This is a genomic window from Odoribacter splanchnicus DSM 20712, assembly GCF_000190535.1.
Taxonomy (GTDB): Bacteria; Bacteroidota; Bacteroidia; order Bacteroidales; family Marinifilaceae; genus Odoribacter; species Odoribacter splanchnicus.
Genome location: NC_015160.1, coordinates 666,578 through 687,160, shown reverse-complemented (window position 1 = coordinate 687,160; position 20,583 = coordinate 666,578). Strand labels below are relative to the sequence as shown.

15 protein-coding genes are annotated in these 20,583 nt (G+C 44.4%); 7 read left to right on the top strand and 8 right to left on the bottom strand.

The annotated features are described in order from the left end of the window. Positions 1–12: 12 nt before the first annotated feature. The 5 genes from ODOSP_RS20125 to ODOSP_RS19865 form a co-directional block, all read right to left on the bottom strand. Positions 13–198, bottom strand: coding sequence for a MutS-related protein (locus tag ODOSP_RS20125; protein WP_041556322.1), 186 nt, complete (start codon positions 196–198; stop codon positions 13–15). 112 nt (positions 199–310) lie between these two features. Continuing rightward, entirely contained in the window at positions 311–2,344 is a 2,034-nt protein-coding gene (locus tag ODOSP_RS02845) for a M13 family metallopeptidase (protein ID WP_013610904.1), read from the bottom strand. Positions 2,345–2,576: 232 nt separating this feature from the next. Beyond that, entirely contained in the window at positions 2,577–3,461 is an 885-nt protein-coding gene (locus ODOSP_RS02840; RefSeq protein WP_013610903.1) for a carbohydrate kinase family protein, read from the bottom strand. Between the two features lie 9 nt (positions 3,462–3,470). Beyond that, complete coding sequence (locus ODOSP_RS02835) at positions 3,471–4,625, bottom strand: dicarboxylate/amino acid:cation symporter (protein ID WP_013610902.1); 1,155 nt, start codon at positions 4,623–4,625, stop codon at positions 3,471–3,473. Positions 4,626–4,764: 139 nt separating this feature from the next. After that, a complete protein-coding gene (locus ODOSP_RS19865; protein WP_013610901.1) occupies positions 4,765–4,920 on the bottom strand; it encodes a hypothetical protein in 156 nt (51 codons plus the stop codon). Between the two features lie 261 nt (positions 4,921–5,181). On the opposite strand from ODOSP_RS19865, the gene ODOSP_RS02830 reads away from it, so the two are divergent. Both ODOSP_RS02830 and ODOSP_RS02825 read left to right on the top strand, forming a co-directional pair. Next, a complete protein-coding gene (locus ODOSP_RS02830) occupies positions 5,182–5,475 on the top strand; it encodes a Dabb family protein (RefSeq protein WP_013610900.1) in 294 nt (97 codons plus the stop codon). 64 nt (positions 5,476–5,539) lie between these two features. Further along, positions 5,540–6,220: a queuosine precursor transporter gene (locus ODOSP_RS02825; protein WP_013610899.1), complete on the top strand. Its 681-nt coding sequence runs from the start codon at positions 5,540–5,542 to the stop codon at positions 6,218–6,220. 17 nt (positions 6,221–6,237) lie between these two features. Here the strand turns inward: ODOSP_RS02825 and ODOSP_RS02820 are convergent, their stop codons facing one another. Continuing rightward, complete coding sequence (locus tag ODOSP_RS02820; RefSeq protein ID WP_013610898.1) at positions 6,238–7,392, bottom strand: M20 metallopeptidase family protein; 1,155 nt, start codon at positions 7,390–7,392, stop codon at positions 6,238–6,240. Between the two features lie 99 nt (positions 7,393–7,491). Beyond that, complete coding sequence (locus ODOSP_RS02815) at positions 7,492–8,487, bottom strand: 2-hydroxyacid dehydrogenase (protein ID WP_013610897.1); 996 nt, start codon at positions 8,485–8,487, stop codon at positions 7,492–7,494. Between the two features lie 316 nt (positions 8,488–8,803). Here ODOSP_RS02815 and ODOSP_RS02810 point away from each other — a divergent pair, with 316 nt between their 5' ends. Genes ODOSP_RS02810 through lpxA form a run of 4 tightly spaced genes read left to right on the top strand, consistent with a single transcriptional unit; the run spans position 8,804 to position 15,380 of the window. After that, on the top strand, positions 8,804–9,982 hold the full coding sequence (locus tag ODOSP_RS02810; protein WP_013610895.1) for an efflux RND transporter periplasmic adaptor subunit: 1,179 nt from the start codon (positions 8,804–8,806) through the stop codon (positions 9,980–9,982). Between the two features lie 21 nt (positions 9,983–10,003). Beyond that, the gene (locus ODOSP_RS02805; protein WP_013610894.1) at positions 10,004–13,177 is read left to right on the top strand and encodes an efflux RND transporter permease subunit; all 3,174 of its coding nucleotides are present in this window, start codon (positions 10,004–10,006) and stop codon (positions 13,175–13,177) included. Positions 13,178–13,185: 8 nt separating this feature from the next. Then, the gene (locus ODOSP_RS02800) at positions 13,186–14,574 is read left to right on the top strand and encodes an efflux transporter outer membrane subunit (RefSeq protein ID WP_013610893.1); all 1,389 of its coding nucleotides are present in this window, start codon (positions 13,186–13,188) and stop codon (positions 14,572–14,574) included. Positions 14,575–14,600: 26 nt separating this feature from the next. Then, the gene (gene lpxA / locus ODOSP_RS02795) at positions 14,601–15,380 is read left to right on the top strand and encodes an acyl-ACP--UDP-N-acetylglucosamine O-acyltransferase (RefSeq protein ID WP_013610892.1); all 780 of its coding nucleotides are present in this window, start codon (positions 14,601–14,603) and stop codon (positions 15,378–15,380) included. A gap of 442 nt (positions 15,381–15,822) precedes the next feature. Here the strand turns inward: lpxA and purL are convergent, their stop codons facing one another. After that, positions 15,823–19,524 carry a phosphoribosylformylglycinamidine synthase gene (purL, locus tag ODOSP_RS02785; protein ID WP_013610891.1) on the bottom strand — a complete coding sequence of 1,234 codons (3,702 nt, stop codon included), beginning with the start codon at positions 19,522–19,524 and terminating at the stop codon, positions 15,823–15,825. Positions 19,525–19,736: 212 nt separating this feature from the next. Between purL and cysQ the strand changes: the two genes are divergently transcribed. Beyond that, complete coding sequence (gene cysQ / locus ODOSP_RS02780; RefSeq protein WP_013610890.1) at positions 19,737–20,537, top strand: 3'(2'),5'-bisphosphate nucleotidase CysQ; 801 nt, start codon at positions 19,737–19,739, stop codon at positions 20,535–20,537. Positions 20,538–20,583: the final 46 nt, after the last annotated feature.

Here is a 20,583-nt window from a genome sequence, read left to right as displayed (position 1 = left end):
CAGCTTGTCGGATCAGGAGCCCGAATAGTGAAACTGATCGTTGAAAATAACCCCTGAAAAACTACCGTTTTCATGTCGGTCTGCCGGTACCGGCAGACCGACATGTGCCAAATAAACCGCCATCCCCAAAGTTTTCATATAAGTCGACTTCCCTGCCATGTTAGGACCTGTCAGAAAACATACGTCCCGACGGGGCATATTCTGTCACTGTTTCCGAAGCCCAACGATATAATTCAACAGTTTCCCCAGCATTTTCATATATCCGATTGCGATATGCATTACTTCCTGGTAGGCATGAGCGGTCAACAATTTACCAGATCGAAGCCCGTTTTTCCGGTGCCAGATACATCGGATCTCCTTCCTGTATACCGAAAGCTTCATTCCAGCCGTTTATATGTGGCAGAGCGGCATTCACTCTCCAACGTCCTAAAGAGTGAACATCCATCTGAGTCAACAAACGAATCTGTTCATCGCGGATATTTCCTGCCCATACATTTGCATAAGCCAAATAAAAACGCTGTTCGGGGGTAAAACCCTCTACAATCCCTAGCGGCTGATCCTTCATTGCATGATGAAATGCCTGGAAAGACACTTGCAATCCGCCATGGTCCGCAATATTTTCACCCAAGGTCAACTGTCCGTTGGCATGAAGTCCGGGCAAGACCTCTATCCGATCGAACCAATCGACCAACACTTTAGCTCTCTCTTCAAAATTTTTCGAATCCTCGGCAGTCCACCAATCTTTCAAATTACCGTCTTTATCGTACTGACGCCCCTGATCGTCGAATCCGTGTGTCATCTCATGTCCGATGACCACTCCGATCGCACCATAATTAAAAGCATCGTCAGCATTCATATCGAAGAAAGGATACTGTAAAATACCTGCCGGAAAACAAATTTCATTGGTGGTCGGATTGTAATAGGCATTTACAGTCTGAGGAGTCATCAGCCATTCGGTCTTATCGACAGGCTTGCCGGCTTTCGTCAGCATATAATCGAATTCAAATTCGTTAGACCGTAAAATATTAGCCCAATAGGAATCGTTTTTAATTTCCAAAGCGGCATAATCTCTCCAGCTATCCGGATAGCCGACTTTAACATATATGGCCGCCAATTTTTCCAACGCTTTGGCTTTTGTTTCATCGCTCATCCAAGTCAGTTCCTGAATACGTTCCCCCAAAGCTTTCCGAAGGTTACCAACCAGTTTCACCATCCGTTCTTTGGCAGCAGCAGGAAAATATTTCTCGACATACATCTGTCCGACAGCTTCTCCCATAGCCCCGTCTACAGCAGCGACAGCTCTTTTCCAGCGCGGTTCCATTTCCTTCACACCCGAAAGTACCTTTCCATTAAATTCAAAATGTTCTGCAACAAAATCGTCACTCAAATAGGGAGCGGCTGCATCGATCACTTTCCATTCCAAATAAGCTTGCTGGGCTTTCAGGTCGGTATTGTTCAAAATACGAGCCACCTCTTTAACAGGCTCGGGTTGGCCCAAATTCAATTCCGTAATCCCCTGCAACCCCAATGTAGCGAAATAAACCTCCCAATCTATTCCGGGAATTTCTTTTTTTAATTCTTCTACCGACATTTTATGATAATTGGCATGAGGATCCCGCATTTTTACTTTTTCATAGGCAGCTTCGGCCAATCGGGTTTCTATAGCCATAACGTCGGCAGCAGCCTGCCGGGCTTCTTTTTCTTCCCAACCGGCCAACTCGAACATCTTCACGATGTGTTCCTGATACTTGGTACGGATCTCTTTACTGTGCTCATCTTCCTTCAGGTAATAATCCCGATCACCCAGCCCCAGACCTCCCTGATAGGTCTGCACCAGATTCATGCTGCTGTTCATATCGTCCGGACCGATATAAATACCAAAATAAGGTCCAAAACCTTGACGGGTCATTTCAGCCACCAAAGTCACCATTTCCTTCGGAGTTTTTACAGCCTTTATTTTTTCCAATACCGGCTGGATAGGAGTACTTCCGTCTCCATTGAGCTTGACGGTATCCATAGCCATATTATACAAATCACCGATTTTCCGGGCAACACTTCCCGGTTCGGACTTCTTAGCTGCCAGTTCTTCGATCAACCCTTGCATCTGCTTCCGGTTATTCTCAGCCAGCAGATCGAAAGAGCCGAACCGTCCATACTCATCGGTCAAAGGGTGTGCCTGCATCCATCCACCACAGGCGAATTGATAGAAATCCTGATTAGGAGTTACCGATCTATCCAGATTAGCAACATCAATCCCTCCGGTTTGGGTAGCTGCTTTCTTGTCGTTACAAGCGGCTACACTTAAAGCCAGAGCTAAAATTGGAAAATAAAATTTTGTGTTCATTATAAATTCACTATAAATTACTTAAATCCTAACCGATGATCTTCCGTATAACTTTCTTATACCGATCATCCTATTTAAAACGAAACACAAAAATAAAAATTAATACCTCAATCCAATCAGAAAACGACACAAAATATACCCACCGTTCCCCCTAACTGTACCGATCCTCATCGTTCGGCAACCATTCAGCTTACAAACCACTTCCCCCTTTTAGACAAAGGGATCACCGATTTTATACCAACCTGTTTTTCAATTCAGAGGGTAATTCGGGCATAGCACCGTGTCGGGTACACACATAGGCAGAAACCTCTACCGCCAATTGATGGGCTTCGTGTACAGAACGTTCTTTCAGAATAGCCGAACAAAAAGCTGCCGTAAAAGAATCTCCTGCTCCGACGGTATCGGCCACCTTAACTTTAGGAGTCTCTACAAATGAAACTGCACCGGGGCTAAAGACGTAACTTCCGTTGATCCCGCAGGTAAGAATTAACATTTTCAGGTTATATTTCCCAAGCAATATCCAGCATTTATCTTCGAGATCGATCCCCGGATATCCGAACATCCGGCTAATCGTTATCAATTCCTCATCGTTCAATTTCAGAATATTACACCGCTCGAACGATCTACAAAGCACTTCCTGAGAATAAAAACCCTGACGGAGATTGATATCGAAGATCTTATAGGAATTTTCCTCAGGCATCGCATCGAGAAAACGGTTAATTGCCGCACGCGACACTTCGTCACGCTGTGCTAACGATCCGAAACAAATCGCCCGGGATTGGCGTGCCAGCGTTTCTAATCCGGGAGTAAAGGGAATATTGTCCCAGGCCACTTTTTCCTTTATCTCGTAACCCGGAATTCCGTTCTCATCCAGTTGTACCTGTACCGTCCCCGTCGGATAGGGAACCCGTTGAATGAAATATTTCAATTGTTTATCGTCAAAACTTTCCAGGATCTCGTCTCCCAGCCGATCATCCCCGACAGCACTAATAACCCGGCTATCGAACCCGAACTGAGAAGCATGGTAAGCAAAATTAGCCGGAGCTCCGCCTAGTTGTTTACCTTCCGGGAGCATATCCCACAGGACCTCTCCCATTCCGACAATTGTATTATTCATAAATGATAATTATTTATCCAATTTAGATAAAATAAGCGTCAAAGCCCCATCGCCGGTCACATTACAAGCTGTCCCGAAGCTATCCTGCAAAGCAAAAATAGTCAACAACAGAGCGGTTCCGGTTTCGTCAAACCCTAATACGGAAATAACGATGCCCAGAGAAGCAATAACCGTTCCCCCAGGTACTCCCGGAGCTCCGATAGCAAAAACTCCCAGCAGAACGATGAAAAGCACCATCGTAGACATAGCCGGCAAAGCCCCGTAGAGAATCAACGATACCGTCATGACAAAGAACACTTCGGTCAATATAGAACCACATAAATGAATGTTAGCAAACAAAGGAACGGCAAAATCGACCACTTCTCCTTTGAGTACAGGACTTTTTTTGGCAGATTTAAGCGCAACCGGTAAAGTAGCCGCCGATGACATCGTTCCCACTGCTGTCAGATAAGCCGGACCATAATACCGTACCACCTGCCAGGGATTTTTCCCGGAAAACACACCCGCAGACAGATATAAAAAGAACAACCAAATAAAATGCGCGGTCAAAACGATTCCCATTACATTCAGAAAGACCGGCAATTGACGGGTGATAGATCCCTCATAACTCAAGGCACAAAAATTTGCAGCAATAAAAAAAGGCAAAATCGGAATCAGAATCCGATTGATCAGCAGTAATACCATTTTTTGGAAATTGTCCAAAATAGTCTCAAATATCTGAGATTTTGTCCAAACAGTAGCCAAGCCAACCATAATGGCCACCACCAAAGCCGTCATCACACTCATCACCGGAGGAATATCCAGTTTAAAAACCAGTTCCGGAATTTCTTTCAACCCCTCGGTAGCCGGACTAATAGTCAGTAACGGGATCAGCCAATAGCCTAAAAACATGGCCATAAAAGCAGCTCCGACAGACGAAAGATAAGCCAATCCTAATGCCCATCCCAGCATCCGTGAAGCATTCCCTTTCATTTTTGCGATAGAAGAAGATATAAAAGCCAGAATAATCAAGGGTACCATAAAGAAAATAAGCTGTCCCAAAATATATTTCAGGGTGACAACGACATTCATAAACCCTTCCCCTACGACAAAACCTAATAAAATACCGGCAATAACAGCCAACACCAATTTAATAATGGTACTGGATAAAATCTTTTTCAGCATAGCTCGAAATCTAAAATAAATTCAAATATAGGAAACTTTAACGAAAAAACAAGGACAAAGTTTTAGAGAAGAGCCATAATTTCCCTTTCAGTTATTTCACTGCTTTCAAAAGACCCGAATAACTAGAATTACACCTTAATCAGAATCCCGCATTGATTTGAGTAATTGCCTTTCCGATCGCTTCGGAATACATATTCACTAATTCGGCCAAATTCATACAAGTGTAGGCTACGATTACAGTAATGATAATCATTAACAGAATCTGGATCAATAATTGGTTACCTCGCGCTCTCATGACTTTTATTATTAAGAGATGACTAAATTATTTTCTTGTCCTAAAGTTAGAAAATTATTTTCAATTTAACAAGAATTTAACACACAAAATACATTTTTTCAGTAAAAATTTTTCGATTCATCGGTTCCCTGTAAAACGCTTCCGGTTTCTATTCTCTTTTTAAGGTTTTTCACTATCTTTACGCCGGTAAGATATGCCCCGAAGGCAAAATTTATGTTTGCCTCCCGGTGTCTCAATCTTTGACCAACAAATTTAAATGCCATGATTAAACACATCGTACTTTTCAAATTGGAAGAAAGTGAGCATAAAAACGTCCGGTTACAGGAAATCAGGGACCGTCTGGAAGCTTTGGTACAAGTGATTCCTGAATTAAAAGAAATGCAGGTAGGTATCAATGTCAACCCGGAAGAAAAATGGGATTTCAGTCTGGAAGCAGTAGTAGCCGATCTTCACGCTCTGGAGGTATATGCCAACCACCCGGCCCATCAGGAAATCGTCAAAACTTTAATCGCACCGGTCAAAGTGGACAGGGCGTGTGTCGATTACCGGTTCTGATCGATCTTATATCCGGTAATACTTTACCGCGTGTGCTTGCTCAACCACGTAAAAAACAAGAATTATGCAAAAAACAGTATCTCTCCCCTTCATGTTATTGGGGATTTTATTCAATGTATGTTTAGTAGCTTCCAATCTACTGGAAACCAAAGTAATTCAATTGGGTCCCATTACGGCTACTGCAGGGTTGATTGTATTTCCGATTTCTTATATTATCAACGACTGTATCGCTGAGGTTTGGGGATTCAAAAAAGCCAGGCTCATTATCTGGAGTGGTTTCGCCATGAATTTTCTAACCATCGGTTTTGCGCGTCTGGCTATTACTTTGCCTGCAGCACCTTTTTGGGAGGGAGAAGAAAGTTTCAATTTCATATTCGGTCTGGCCCCACGGATAGCTATTGCCAGTCTGTTGGCTTTTCTACTCGGATCGTTTCTCAATGCCTATATCATGAGCAAAATGAAGGTAGCTACCCAGGGGAAATATTTTTCTCTCAGGGCTATTTTATCCACGATTGCCGGGGAGAGTGCCGACTCACTGCTCTTCTTTCCACTCGCTTTCGGAGGACTGATTCCTGTTCAAGCTTTACTGGTTATGATAGCCACACAAGCTCTTTTGAAATCCTTCTATGAAGTGATCATACTTCCGGTCACGATCCGGGTAGTAAAATACATCAAAAAGATCGACCAAACGGATGTCTACGACAAAGATATTTCCTACAATATCATAAAAATCAAGGACCTTTAAAACAGGTCCTTGTACGGCTATCCTTTTTTCAAAAAACGCAAGCCCGTCGCAACCAGCATATCGATTCCGACCCGTATAGCCCGCTCGTCGGGTGCCATTCCCGGATTATGCAAAGGACACATTTCCTCTGCTTCCGGTGGCCGCACCCCCAAAGTCCAGAAAACACCCGGCAATTCCTGCAAATAAATAGCAAAGTCTTCCCCTAAAGTCAAGGGTTCCGATTCGACGATCTGCCGCACTTGCGGCAAGCCTGCCGCCAGCTTCTTCACTTCCTTTGTCAATACCGGATCATTGACCAACGGAGGTAATCCATTCCAAGGCATATCGGGTACAAAACGACAACCGTATAAATCACAAATAGCCGGAGATTTCTCATCGATCAATTCAAAAATCCGGTGCCTCAACGCATTATCATGTGTACGCACCGTGCCCATCACCTCTACCCGATCCGGTATCACATTATTGGCTGTTCCCCCATGAATAGAAGTAATCGAAAGCACTGCCGGGATGAGAGGATTACGGAACTTAGTAATAATAGTCTGATAAAACTGGATCAGGGCCGTAGCTGCCAAAATAGGATCGGACCCCAGCTGAGGCATGGCCGCATGTGTCCCTTTTCCTTCCACTGCAAAAATAATATTATCGGAAGAAGCAAAAAAGGCTCCCGGACGTATACCGATCTGTCCAACCGGTAATCCGGGAAATACATGCTGACCGAATATGGCTTTCGGTACGGGAGGTTCCAGCAAATGAGGCAATAATAATCTTGCTCCTCCGGGACGTTTTTCTTCACTCGGTTGAAAAACAAGTTTCAGGGTCCCACCCAACTCTGCCTCTTTACTTTTTAAAATAATAGCCGCCCCCAATAACATAGCAGTATGCATATCATGTCCACAAGCGTGCATCAGCCCGGAAGTCTCCGAACAATAAGGTAATCCGGTATCTTCCTGTACCCGCAGCGCATCCATGTCAGCCCGTAAAGCGACACAATCGGCTCCTTCACCCAAAGTGGCTATAATTCCTGTCCCGTAAGTTTTATAAGGTATTTTATATTCCTTCAGTACGTCGATGACAAAAGCTTGCGTCTGAAATTCCTGGGTAGAAACTTCGGGATGCCGGTGCAACCAACGCCGGAATAAAATAGCCTGCTTATAAATTTCTTCTGAATCCATCGGTTTAAATTTATCGTTACGATAAATTTCAGTTTATAAAATCTGTGACAAAAGTATATATAAATTGCAAATTTTTAATTTTAAACATCCAGGTTATTTTTAGGAAACTTCATTTACCAATGTCTTTCCATCGATAAAATCCTGTATATTTTGCAAGGTAGTCTCTGCAATATTGTGCATTGCTTCCCGGGTAAAAAATCCCTGATGTGAGGTAACGATGACATTATTGAACGAGAGTAAACGGGCCAGGACATCATCATCGATAATTTTATCCGATTGATCTTCATAAAAATACCCCTCTTCTTCTTCATAAACATCCAATCCGGCAGCTGCTATTTTTTTACTTTTCAACCCTTCGATCAAGGCATTGGTATGGATCAATTGTCCCCGACTCGTATTTATGATTATCGTGCCTTCTTTCATTTTAGCGATAGACTGTGCGTCGATCATGTTTTTGGTCTGATCAGTCAGGGGAACATGCAAAGAAATCATGTCTGCTTGTGCATACAGACCATCCAATGAAACATAAGAGATCCCGACCTCCCGGGCATATTTTTCATCCGGATAAAGATCATAAGCCACTACTTTCATACCGAACCCCTGCAAAATCCGGATCAGAATCCGTGCAATCTTCCCAGTCCCGATAATTCCGGCTGTTTTCCCATTCATATCGAATCCCATCAGGCCATGTAAAGCGAAATTACCATCCCGGGTACGCCAATAAGCCCGATGAATTTTCCGGTTCAAAGCCAACATCAGTGCAACAGCATGTTCGGCAACTGCATAAGGAGAGTAAGCAGGTACCCGAACCACTTTCAATTTATCTTTAGCAGCAGCCAAATCTACATTATTATATCCGGCAGCCCTTAAAGCGATCAGTTTGACCCCGTAACCGGCCATTTGCTCAATAATTGCGGTATCCGCCGTGTCATGCACAAAAATACAGATCGCATCCATTCCTTGGGTCAAGACCACATTATTCCGGTTCAACTGCCCTTTGTGGTACAGAATCTCAAAACCATATTTTTCATTCACCTCATCAAACGAAGCCCTGTCATAAGGTTTTGTATCAAAAAATGCAATTTTAAAAGCCATATCTCTTCATTTTAAAATTAAAACAACCTCCTGTCATCTATTTATTACATTATTTACGAAAAATAAAAATATCTGTTATCTTTGTCACTTGTTAGTAATCATACCCATTTATGAGTGATACTTATACCCGATCAGTCATTTCATTTTCTTTAAAGATGGGGCATTTTACATCTCTCAAACGTTATCTTAACATTTCTTACATTTCTCAAATCCAATTTTTATCAAATATTCTTAATACCCGGAAATATTTGAAAGAATTAGCACGAATTATGTATAAGGGAAAGAGTGCAAAAATAAATTTATAATAATACGCAATATGAAAATTGAAAAATTGAAAATGACTCGAATGCACAACTTATTCATCATTACCTTGAGTGCAATGTGTGTCGCATGTGGAGGAAAAAATCAGGGAAGACAACAAACGGTTCCCGAATTTGCAGTAATCACTTTACAGCCCGAAACGGTAAAATTGACCTCTGCTTATCCGGCAACTTTCAAAGGACGCCAGGATGTCGAGATCCGTCCGAATGTAAGTGGTTTTATTACGAAACTATGTGTAGACGAAGGCTCGAGTGTCCAAAAAGGCCAAACCTTATTTGTTATCGATCCTGTTCAATACGAAGAAGCTGTCAACGTAGCAAAAGCTGCTGTAGAAGTAGCTAAAGCCAATGTTGCGACCGCAGAATTGACGGCAAAAAACAAGCGGCAACTCGAACAAAAGAATATTATCAGTAAATTCGATCTTCAGACAGCAGAGAATGCGCTGGCTTCCAGCGAGGCAGCCCTGGCTCAGGCGAAGGCACAGCTGACCAACGCCGAAAAAAATCTCTCCTATACGCAAGTCACAAGTCCCGTCAACGGAGTCATGGGAAAAGTACCTTTCCGGGTCGGTTCCCTGGTCAGTCCGAGTATGACGACTCCGCTCACAACGGTTTCCGATATTTCAGAAATGTATGCTTATTTTTCTATGACTGAAAAACAATTACTCGACCTGATCCGTCAGGACAGCACTTCCAGTAAGATTTTGGAAAAAATGCCTCCGGTATCTTTAACCACCGCAGACGGCCGTCCTTATTCCCAGCAAGGAAAAATCGAGACGATCAGTGAAGTAATCGACCAAACAACCGGATCGGTAAGCGTACGTGCCACCTTCAGCAACCCTCAACGTCTATTGAGAAGCGGAGGCACCGGTTCCGTTATCATTCCTTCCCAACTTCAGAATGTGTTGGTGGTACCTCAAAAAGCCACCTACGAACTTCAGGATAAACGTTTTGTGTTTGTCGTAGATGCCGACTCGAAGGTAAAAAATACTGAAGTCGAAGTATTCAAATTGGATGACGGTAAAAATTTCGTCGTTACTTCGGGATTAAATCCGGGAGACAGAATCGTTATCGAAGGAGTAGGAACGCTCCGGGACGGCACCCAGATCCAACCGATCACTCCTGAGGCTGCAGCTGCCAAAATCAAAGCTGCCACCCAACCTGTGAATAAATAATCTGCTTTAAAGCTTAAGAAAATGAAATTAGATCGATTTATTAACCGTCCGGTACTTTCAACGGTAATTTCCATTGTCGTCGTTATATTGGGTATATTAGGACTTGTATCCTTACCTGTATCGCAGTATCCGGATATCGCCCCTCCAACCATCCGGGTCACCACAACCTATACCGGGGCCAATGCACAGACTATTCTGAACAGTGTTATCGCTCCGCTGGAAGAGCAAATCAACGGTGTGGAGGACATGATGTATATGAGTTCCACAGCGACCAATACCGGAGAAGCCAGCATAGAAGTTTATTTTAAGCAGGGTACCGACCCCGATATGGCTGCAGTAAATGTGCAAAACCGGGTAGCTAAAGCCCAGGGATTCCTTCCCGCCGAAGTCACCCAGGTAGGAGTCATCACCCAAAAACGGCAATCCAGTATGCTGCTAGGTTTTTCTTTCTATAGTTCCGACGATAAATACGATAACGAATTTCTGGAGAACTACATGAACATCAACATTATCCCTGAAATTAAACGTATTCAGGGGGTTGGAGACGCCATGGTGATGGGAACCGACTATTCGATGCGTATCTGGTTGAAACCGGATGTTATGGCCCAATACAAACTGATGCCCAGTGATGTATCGGTTGCTTTAGCAGAACAAAACATCGAAGCTGCTCCGGGACAATTCGGAGAACGGGGTAATCAGTCCTTTCAATATGTCATGAAATACAAGGGGCGTTTACAAACGCAGGAAGAATTTGAAAATATCGTTATCCGGGCTACCTCCGACGGAGAAATTTTGCGTTTGAAAGATATTGCAACAGTCGAATTAGGCCGGTTGACTTATGGTTTCCAGAACAATGTCAACGGACATCCGGGAGTAACCGCAATCATTTTCCAAACGGCAGGATCCAATGCTACGACCATCATCCAGGACATTCAGGAATACCTTAAAAAAGTGGAACCGACCTTACCTCCCGGAGTCAAAGTCGTAGAATTGTTGAATGCCAACGACTTCTTGTTCGCTTCTATCCACGAAGTATTGAAAACCTTGCTCGAAGCATTTGTACTGGTATTTTTAGTGGTATATATCTTCTTGCAGGATTTTCGTTCCACCTTGATCCCGGCCATAGCAATCCCTGTTGCGCTGATCGGTACTTTCTTCGGTCTGTACCTGATCGGTTTCAGTGTCAATCTGCTAACCTTATGTGCCATGGTATTGGCCATTGCCATTGTTGTCGACGATGCCATTGTCGTCGTCGAGGGGGTTCATGCCAAGCTCGACCAAGGGTATAAATCGGCCCGTCTGGCTTCTATCGATGCGATGAGCGAACTGGGGGGAGCCATTGTATCCATCACCCTGGTCATGATGTCTGTATTTATTCCGGTAAGTTTTATGACAGGAACCTCAGGAACTTTCTACCGGCAGTTCGGGCTCACGATGGCTATTGCTATCGGCCTATCGGCAATCAATGCCTTAACGTTAAGTCCTGCATTGTGTGCTATATTTTTACATCCCCACGATAAAAACGGAGAGAAGAAAAAGACTTCTCTGATCGAACGTTTCCACATCGCATTCAATGCCGCTTATGATGTTACCCTGAAAAAGTACGAACGAGGAATCACATTCTTTATCCGTCGTAAATTTTTATCATTTGCCATCGTTATAGCGACTATCGTCGTTATGATCTTCCTGATGAACATCACTCCTACCGGATTGGTTCCCAATGAAGATACCGGAACCATTTTCGCCGTAGTCGATATGGCACCGGGTACCGCCCAGGAGAGAACCGAAGCCGTTATGGAACAGGTAGACAGTTTGGTGGCAGCCAATCCGGCAGTGAAGAGCAGGACCCAGGTAACCGGTTACAGCTTCCTGGCAGGACAAGGTAACTCATACGGGACGCTGATCATAAAATTGAAAGACTGGAAAGAACGGGGTAAAGGGGAAGATGCCAATACGGTAATCGGTACCCTATATATGCAGGCTCAATCTCTGATCAAAGATGCCCGAGTATTGTTATTCGCCCCTCCGATGATCCCCGGCTACAGTGTCACCAACGGTTTCGAGTTCAACTTACAGGATAAAACCGGTGGAGATTTGAATACTTTCTATGAAGTTGCTCAGGAATTTCTGGGAAAATTGAAAGAACGGCCTGAAATCGCTACGGCTCAAACGTCTTTCAACCCCACTTTCCCTCAGTATATGATCGATATAGATGCAGCCAAATGTAAGCAAGCCGGTATCAGTCCCAACGATATCCTAACTACTTTGCAAGGCTATTACGGCGGTATATATGCATCCAATTTCAACCGTTTCGGTAAATTATACCGGGTAATGATTCAGGCAGATCCCCGTTATCGGATCAATCCGGAATCTCTGCAAAACGTCAAAATCCGGAACGGAAACGAAATGGCACCGATCAGTCAATTTATGACGCTGACAAAAGTATACGGTCCCGACAACATCAAGCGTTTCAATATGTTTACCTCCATGAGTGTGAACGGTTCGCCGGCTGACGGCTATAGTTCCGGACAGGCGATTAAAGCTATCGAAGAAGTTGCCGCCCAATCCTTGCCAACAGGGTATGGATTCGAATTTTCCGGAATGACCCGGGAAGAACAAAGTAGTAGCGGGAGTACGACAGCGATGATATTCGCACTGTGTTTCGTATTCGTCTATTTGTTGCTGAGTGCACAGTATGAAAGTTATATTCTGCCTCTGGTCGTACTGCTTTCCGTCCCCTCCGGATTGATGGGTAGTTTTATTTTCGCTCAGATCATGGGAGTAGAAAACAACATTTATATGCAAATCGCTTTGATTATGTTGATCGGTCTGTTGGCTAAAAATGCGATATTGATTACTGAATTCGCCTTAGACCGCCGGAAAACCGGTATGAGCATTACCGAAGCAGCCGTATCGGGAGCTTCTGCCCGGTTACGCCCTATCTTAATGACCTCCCTGGCTATGGTCATCGGATTGCTGCCGCTGATGTTCGCTCATGGAGTCGGAGCCAACGGTAACAGCACTTTGGGAACCGGAGCGATCGGTGGTATGTTTATCGGAATGATCTGTCAGATCTTTATTGTTCCGGCTTTGTTTGTTGTTTTCGAACATATCCAGGAAAAAGTCAAACCGCTGGAATGGCATGATACGGATAATACGGATATCGCCTCTGAAATTGAACAATATACGAAATAAGAAATACCATGAAAATACAAACGATTATATATCCTTTATGTATGGCAGCTCTACTGGGCAGCTGCCATATATACAAACCATACAGCCGTCCCGAAGTAGATACGCAAGGCTTGTACAGGGATCCTGTTTCGGTGAACGATACCCTGGTATCCGATACCGTCAATATGGCCAATCTACCCTGGGAGAAGGTTTTCACCGATCCTCAATTACAAGTGTTGATCCGCTTGGGTCTCGAAAGAAATACAGACTTGCAAACCGCTATGTTGCAGGTAAAAGAAGCTCAAGCCAGCCTGATGACTTCGCGTTTATCCTACCTTCCTTCTCTTACCCTTGCCCCCCAAGGCGGAGTGAGTAGTTTCGACCGGATGAAAGGCAGTTGGAGCTGGTCCCTGCCCGTTTCAGCAAGTTGGGAATTGGATCTTTTCGGAAAGATTCTAAATACAAAACGGGCGGCGAAAGCAGCCTTATTACGGAGTGAAGCCTATCGACAAGCTGTGCAAACCCAGGTTGTCGCTGCAATAGCCAATTATTATTACACCTTACTGATGCTCGACAAGCAGTTGCAGATCACAGAAGAAACTGCCGTATTATGGGGAGAAAATGTCGAGACCATGAAAGCGATGAAAGAGGCGGCGATGGTCAATGAAGCAGGAGTTGTACAAAGCGAAGCCAATTATTATATGGTGCTGGCTTCTATCTCCGACCTGAAAAATCAGATCCGGGAAACCGAGAATGCCTTATCCTTACTGTTGCGACAAGCTCCTCAGAAAATCGAACGCGGCAAGCTGGAGGACCAACAACTCCCGACAATACTGCATACCGGCGTCCCGGTACAATTGTTATCCAACCGTCCGGACGTCAAAGCGGCAGAAATGGCATTAGCAGGAACATATTATAATGCCAACGAAGCACGTGCTGCTTTCTATCCGTCGATCTCCATCAGCGGGACTTATGGATGGACCAATCAAGCCGGGAACACGATCATCAATCCCGGAAAAATGATTGCCTCGGCTATCGGTTCACTGACTCAACCTTTATTTTACCGGGGAGCGAATATTGCCCGCTTAAAGATTGCCAAAGCCCAGCAAGCAGAGGCGATGTTAAGTTTCGAACAAGCGATATTGAATGCAGGCGCCGATGTCAGCGATGCACTGAGTCTGTATCAATCGGCTGAAGATAAACGGATACAACGGGTGAAACAAATAAATTCATTGGAAAAATCGGTGGAGTATACACAGGAATTACTAACTTTAGGTACCTCTAATACGAATTACCTGGAAGTACTGACAGCACAACAATCGCTGTTAAACGCTCAGTTGTCCGGAATTTCCGATGAGTTCCAGCGTTTGCAGGCCGTAGTAAACCTATACCATGCATTGGGTGGAGGCACTAAATAACGACACTAACCTTAAAAACAAAAAATATGATCAGTCCTTTAGCGTATGTAGATAAAGAAGCCCGGATCGGAGCGAATGTTACCATTCATCCTTTTGCCTATATCGACAAGAATGTCGAAATCGGAGACAATTGTACGATCATGCCTTATGCCAGTATTCTCAGTGGCACCCGTATGGGAACGGATAATATCATCTATCAGGGTGCCATCATCGGTGCTACTCCTCAGGATTTTAAATTCAAGGGTGAGGATACCCTCCTGAAAATCGGTAATCACAATACCATACGGGAGAAAGTGATCCTTAACCGGGGCACGAACACAACCGATTGTACGATAATCGGAGACGGTAACTTTCTGCTGGAAGGCGTACATCTGGCACACGACACCCATTTAGGCAGCCATTGTGTATTGGGAAACGGTGCCAAAACAGCAGGAAACTGTATTATCGACGACAAGGCGATTTTAGGTAGTGAAGTGATCGTCAAACACGGTTGCCGTATCGGAAGCTGGGCACTATTGCGTGACGGCTGCCGCGCCAACAAAGATGTTCCGCCTTATATCGTGGCGGCCCACAATCCGATCAGTTACTATGGAATCAATGCTTTGATCCTGGCTAAAGAAGGCCATCTCACCGAAAATGTGATCGATAATATAGCTAAATGTTACCGGCAAATTTATCAATGCGGTACCAGTCTGGAAAATGCCCTGCGAAGAATCAAAGATATTATTCCTCTCAGTCCGGAAATCACTTACCTGGTAGATTTTATCGAACAATCTAAAAAGGGGATTATCGGAACGACAATGTAAATTTAAAAATTCAACGGTTACAAGAGTGACAACGATCAGACTGACCAAGGCCAACTCTTGCAACCGTTGATACTTCTTCCTTATCTGATCTGAATACGTTCATTTTCCAGACTGCCGATAATAGCGAGTGATCCGACATGTATAACCTCTCCCCTCCAAAGTTCCCTTCTTTTTGAAAAGCTTTTTCGATAATCACATCCCCCAGGAAGGCATTTACCATTTTGTAGTATTCATACAAATCAGTTTACCGCACTGTTTCCCGAATCTCCTCTCCCGGTCCTGCTGCATATCTGTAGATCGTTTTCATAATTCGGTACTCTTTATCCATCACCTTTTTTCCGACATCTCGTCCAAGTAAAAAAAACAGGAAGGCGATCGAACCTTCCTGTTATAAATCGATATAATCTTCGTCGTTTATGAACACGATCTTACTACATTCAGCTTATGCCTTCACTTTTTCCTCTATCCATTTCCGGGCATTGACAAAAGCCTCGATCCACGGACTCACTTCATCCTCACTGCGTCCTTCAGCATAATATGCCCAATTCCATGGATAGATAGACCGTTCCAAGTGAGGCATCATCGCCAGGTGACGGCCATCTTTACTACAGATCGCCGCTGTAGCGAACGGTGAACCGTTCGGATTACCCGGATAGGCATCGTAACTGTATTTGATCGGAATATGGTATTCACTCTCGGCATAAGGCAAACTGAATTTACCTTCTCCATGAGCGATCCAGATACCTAACCGACTACCTGCCAAAGACTTTAACATTACAGAATGATTCGGCTGAATCGTTACATTGACAAAACCGGATTCAAACTTATGGGAGTCATTATGCAACATCTTAGGCATTTCAGCATGCTCGGGATAAATAAGTCCCAGTTCAACAGCCAACTGGCATCCGTTACAAATACCCAAACTCAAGGTGTCTTCGCGTTTATAGAAATTCTCCAAAGCCTGTCGTGCTTTTTCATTGAATTTGAAAGCGCCGGCCCACCCCTTGGCAGAACCCAACACGTCAGAATTCGAGAATCCTCCGACAAAGACAATCATATTTACCTCTTCGAGAGTTTCACGTCCGCTGATCAAATCGGTCATGTGTACATCCTTCACGTCAAAACCGGCCAAATGCAAAGCCCAGGCCGTTTCACGCTCACACTGGCACCCTTTCTCCCGGATCACAGCAGCCCGGATACCCGATTTAGCAGTACGGTTCAACTGCAAGCCCAAATCAGCCAATTTGCCGGTAAAACCTTGTGGGAATTTATATTTCAACTCATTGTGTTTATAGCTCTTGTATCTCTCCAATGCCTTCTCTTCGCCACTCTGACGCCGGTCGAGTAAATAAGAAGTCTTAAACCAAAGATCACGTAAAGAAGGGATATCCAACGACCAGCTATCCGCATCCTTCTTGATGTTCAGTAATCCCGCCTTACCCGGCTTTCCTAAGAAAGCGTAAGCAACACCGGCTTTATCCATCAGAGCGGAAACCTTTTTAGCATCCTTATCCGCTATCTGAATCAGTACGCCGGGATTTTCAGCGAATAAGATCTTAATCATATCTTTTTCAGCCAGGAATGAAAAATCGATATCCAAACCCAAACGATTATCTGCAAAACACATTTCGAGCAGTGCCGTTACCATACCTCCGGCAGAAATATCATGTCCGGCCAAAACGATACCTTCATCCACCAATTGCTGAATAGCTGTAAATGCACGGGCAAAATACTCGCTATCCCTAACGTCGGGCACTTCTTTGCCCACTTTATTCAGAATCTGGGCAAAGCTGGAACCACCCAATTTCAATTTATCGAATGAGAAATCGACATAGACGATCTCGGTAGCCGGATCATTTTTCAATACAGGAATGACAATTTTACGGAAATCGGTTACTTCGCCGACAGTAGAAATGATAACCGTTCCCGGAGCATACACTTTTTTGTCCCCATATTTCTGGGTCATAGAAAGTGAGTCTTTCCCGGTAGGAATGTTCACTCCCAACTCGATAGCAAAGTCGCTGGCAGCCTGTACCGCCTGATACAACCGGGCATCTTCTCCTTCATTGCGGCAGGGCCACATCCAGTTGGCAGAAAGTGAGATTCCTTTCAATCCCTGTTCGATCGGCGCCCATACCAGATTAGTCAGCGCTTCGGCAATAGCCAAACGTGAACCCGCAGGAGCATCGGCCATGGCAGCTACAGGAGCATGTCCGATGGAGGTTGCTATCCCACGGTGTCCGCTATAATCCAAAGAGACGGCAGCAACATCGCTCAAAGGCAAATGCAAAGGACCGACACACTGCTGACGCACGATACGGCCCGATACTGAACGGTCTACCTTATTCGTTAACCAATCCTTAGAAGCAACCGCCTCTATTTGTAACACTTGCTCCAAATATTCTTCCAATTTATCGGCGGAGTATTCCAGACCGGCATATTTTTCTTTAACGGTCTTATCCTCCATAATCGTCTTAGGAGGATTACCGAACATATCTTTCAGTTCCAAATCGATCGGAGTCTCATGAGTTTTTGCATTCTCAAAAGTAAACTTCATATCTCCGGTGGTTTCACCGATGACGTACATCGGAGCCCGTTCACGGTCTGCAATACGTTTCAGTTCGGCCACATCCTTCTCCTTCATCACCAATCCCATCCGTTCCTGTGATTCATTCCCCACGATTTCTTTTGCAGATAAGGTCGGATCGCCGACAGGGAGATTTTCCATATGTATTTTACCTCCGGTTTCTTCCACCAGCTCGGATAAACAATTCAAATGTCCTCCGGCACCGTGATCGTGGATAGAAACAATCGGATTCACTTCGCTCTCGGCCATTGCCCGGATCGCATTACAAACCCGTTTCTGCATTTCAGGATTAGACCGTTGTACCGCGTTCAACTCGATAGCCCCGGCATAAACCCCGGTATCGACAGAAGAAACGGCACCACCTCCCATACCGATCCGATAATTGTCACCTCCCAACAACACCACTTTATCTCCTACTCCAGGTGTTTTCTTCATGGCTTGCTGACGATTACCGAAGCCCACACCACCGGCCTGCATAATCACTTTATCATACCCATAGGTACGTCCGTCTTCTTCGTGTTCGAAAGTCAATAAGGAGCCACAGATCAACGGCTGACCGAACTTATTTCCAAAATCAGAAGCACCATTGGAAGCTTTGATCAAAATATCCTCCGGAGTCTGGTAAAGCCATTTTCTGGGATCGATATGCTGTTCCCAAATCCGGGAAGCATCCAAACGGGGATAAGAGGTCATATACACAGCTGTACCGGCCAACGGAAGGGCTGCTTGCCCTCCGGCAATACGGTCACGAATTTCTCCACCGCTACCTGTTGCCGCTCCATTGAAGGGCTCTACGGTTGTCGGGAAATTGTGCGTTTCGGCTTTCAGCGAAATGACCGTATCTATTTCTCTCGTCTCATAAACATCCGGCTTATCATGGGTATGCGGAGCGAATTGCACCGCCTGCGGCCCATCGATAAACGCACAATTGTCTTTATAAGCGGAAACAATCCGATTCGGATTTTCCTGAGAAGTTTTCTTAATCAGTTTAAAGAGTGTACTTTCTTTCTCTTCTCCGTCGATAATAAAGGTACCGTTAAAAATTTTATGACGGCAGTGTTCCGAATTGACCTGCGAAAAACCGAATACTTCGGAATCGGTCAATTTCCGTCCTAATTTTTCAGCCAATCCTTCCAGATAAGCAATTTCATCGGGATTCAAAGCCAATCCTTCCTTCACATTATAGGCACGAATATCATCGATGTAAATGATCGGATCCGGTTGTTTATCGATTGTAAAGATATGTTGGTCCAAACCTTTATAAAATGCCTGCAACATCGGGTCGTAAGGTATATTGTCACAAGCCGTCTGTGTAAATTCCTCTATCCGGAGAATCCCCCCGATCCCCATATTCTGCGTAATCTCGACTGCATTCGTACTCCACGGCGTAATCATTTCCCTGCGAGGACCGATAAAATAACCTTTCAGGGCATCACCTTGTATTTTGTGCGCACCACTGAACAACCATTCTAATTTACTGACATCAAGAGAATTTTCAGACGTCTGATACTGTACGGCATATACCGTGGCGTCTTTCTGATAGAAAACTATAGTCATGCTTTAATATAATAATTTATTTTCACGTGATCAAAAGCACACAAAGATAACTATTTCTTATTGAAATACCATAACCGGGAAATAAAGAATAGACAGGAAAAATTAAAATAACGATTCCCGAAACGGGACGGAACGGCCGGACCAGATAATATCCGGCAAATACTGCAAATATAAAAAAATTTGATACCTTTGCCAGGCATGCAGAAAATACTATGAATTCATTACTACAGACGGCTATAACAGCAGCATTGCAAGCTGGTAAGGCTATATTAGACATATACGACGATCCGGCTTCGGATTTCGAAATCGAACACAAAGCGGATCATTCTCCGCTGACTATTGCCGACCGGGTATCCAACGAGATTATCCTGAAACAGTTGAAAAATACGCCTTATCCGGTTATCAGCGAAGAAAACAAGGCCACAGCCTATGCTATTCGTAAACAATGGCAAACGGTATGGATCGTCGACCCTTTGGACGGTACAAAAGAATTTATCAAACGGAACGGCGAGTTCACTGTCAATATAGCTCTCGTTTACGGCGGACGTCCTGCCTTAGGGGTAATTTATATTCCGGTAAAAAAAATCCTGTACTACGGAACGATCCGAAACGGAGCTTATCGGGCCGATCATCCGGAATATTCCCCGGATATGGATTTCGACGCACTGGAAAATCAAGCCCGGCGTCTGCCTCTGGACCGCGAAGATCCGGTTTATACCGTTGTGGCTTCAAGATCGCACATGAGTTCCGATACAGAGAATTTTATCGATGAATTAAAAAAAGAACACGGAGAAGTCAAACTGACTTCTATCGGTAGTTCGATTAAAATATGCCTGGTAGCAGAAGGAACTGCTGACATTTACCCCCGTTTTGCTCCGACCATGGAATGGGATACCGCTGCAGGTCATGCTATCGCAAAGGCTGCCGGAAAAGAATTATATCACCAGGATGGGTGCACTCCCTTGGCCTACAACAAAGAAGATCTATTAAATCCCTGGTTTATTGTAAAATAAAACAAACAGGAAATATGAAATACTGAAATTGTGGTGTAAATCAGTA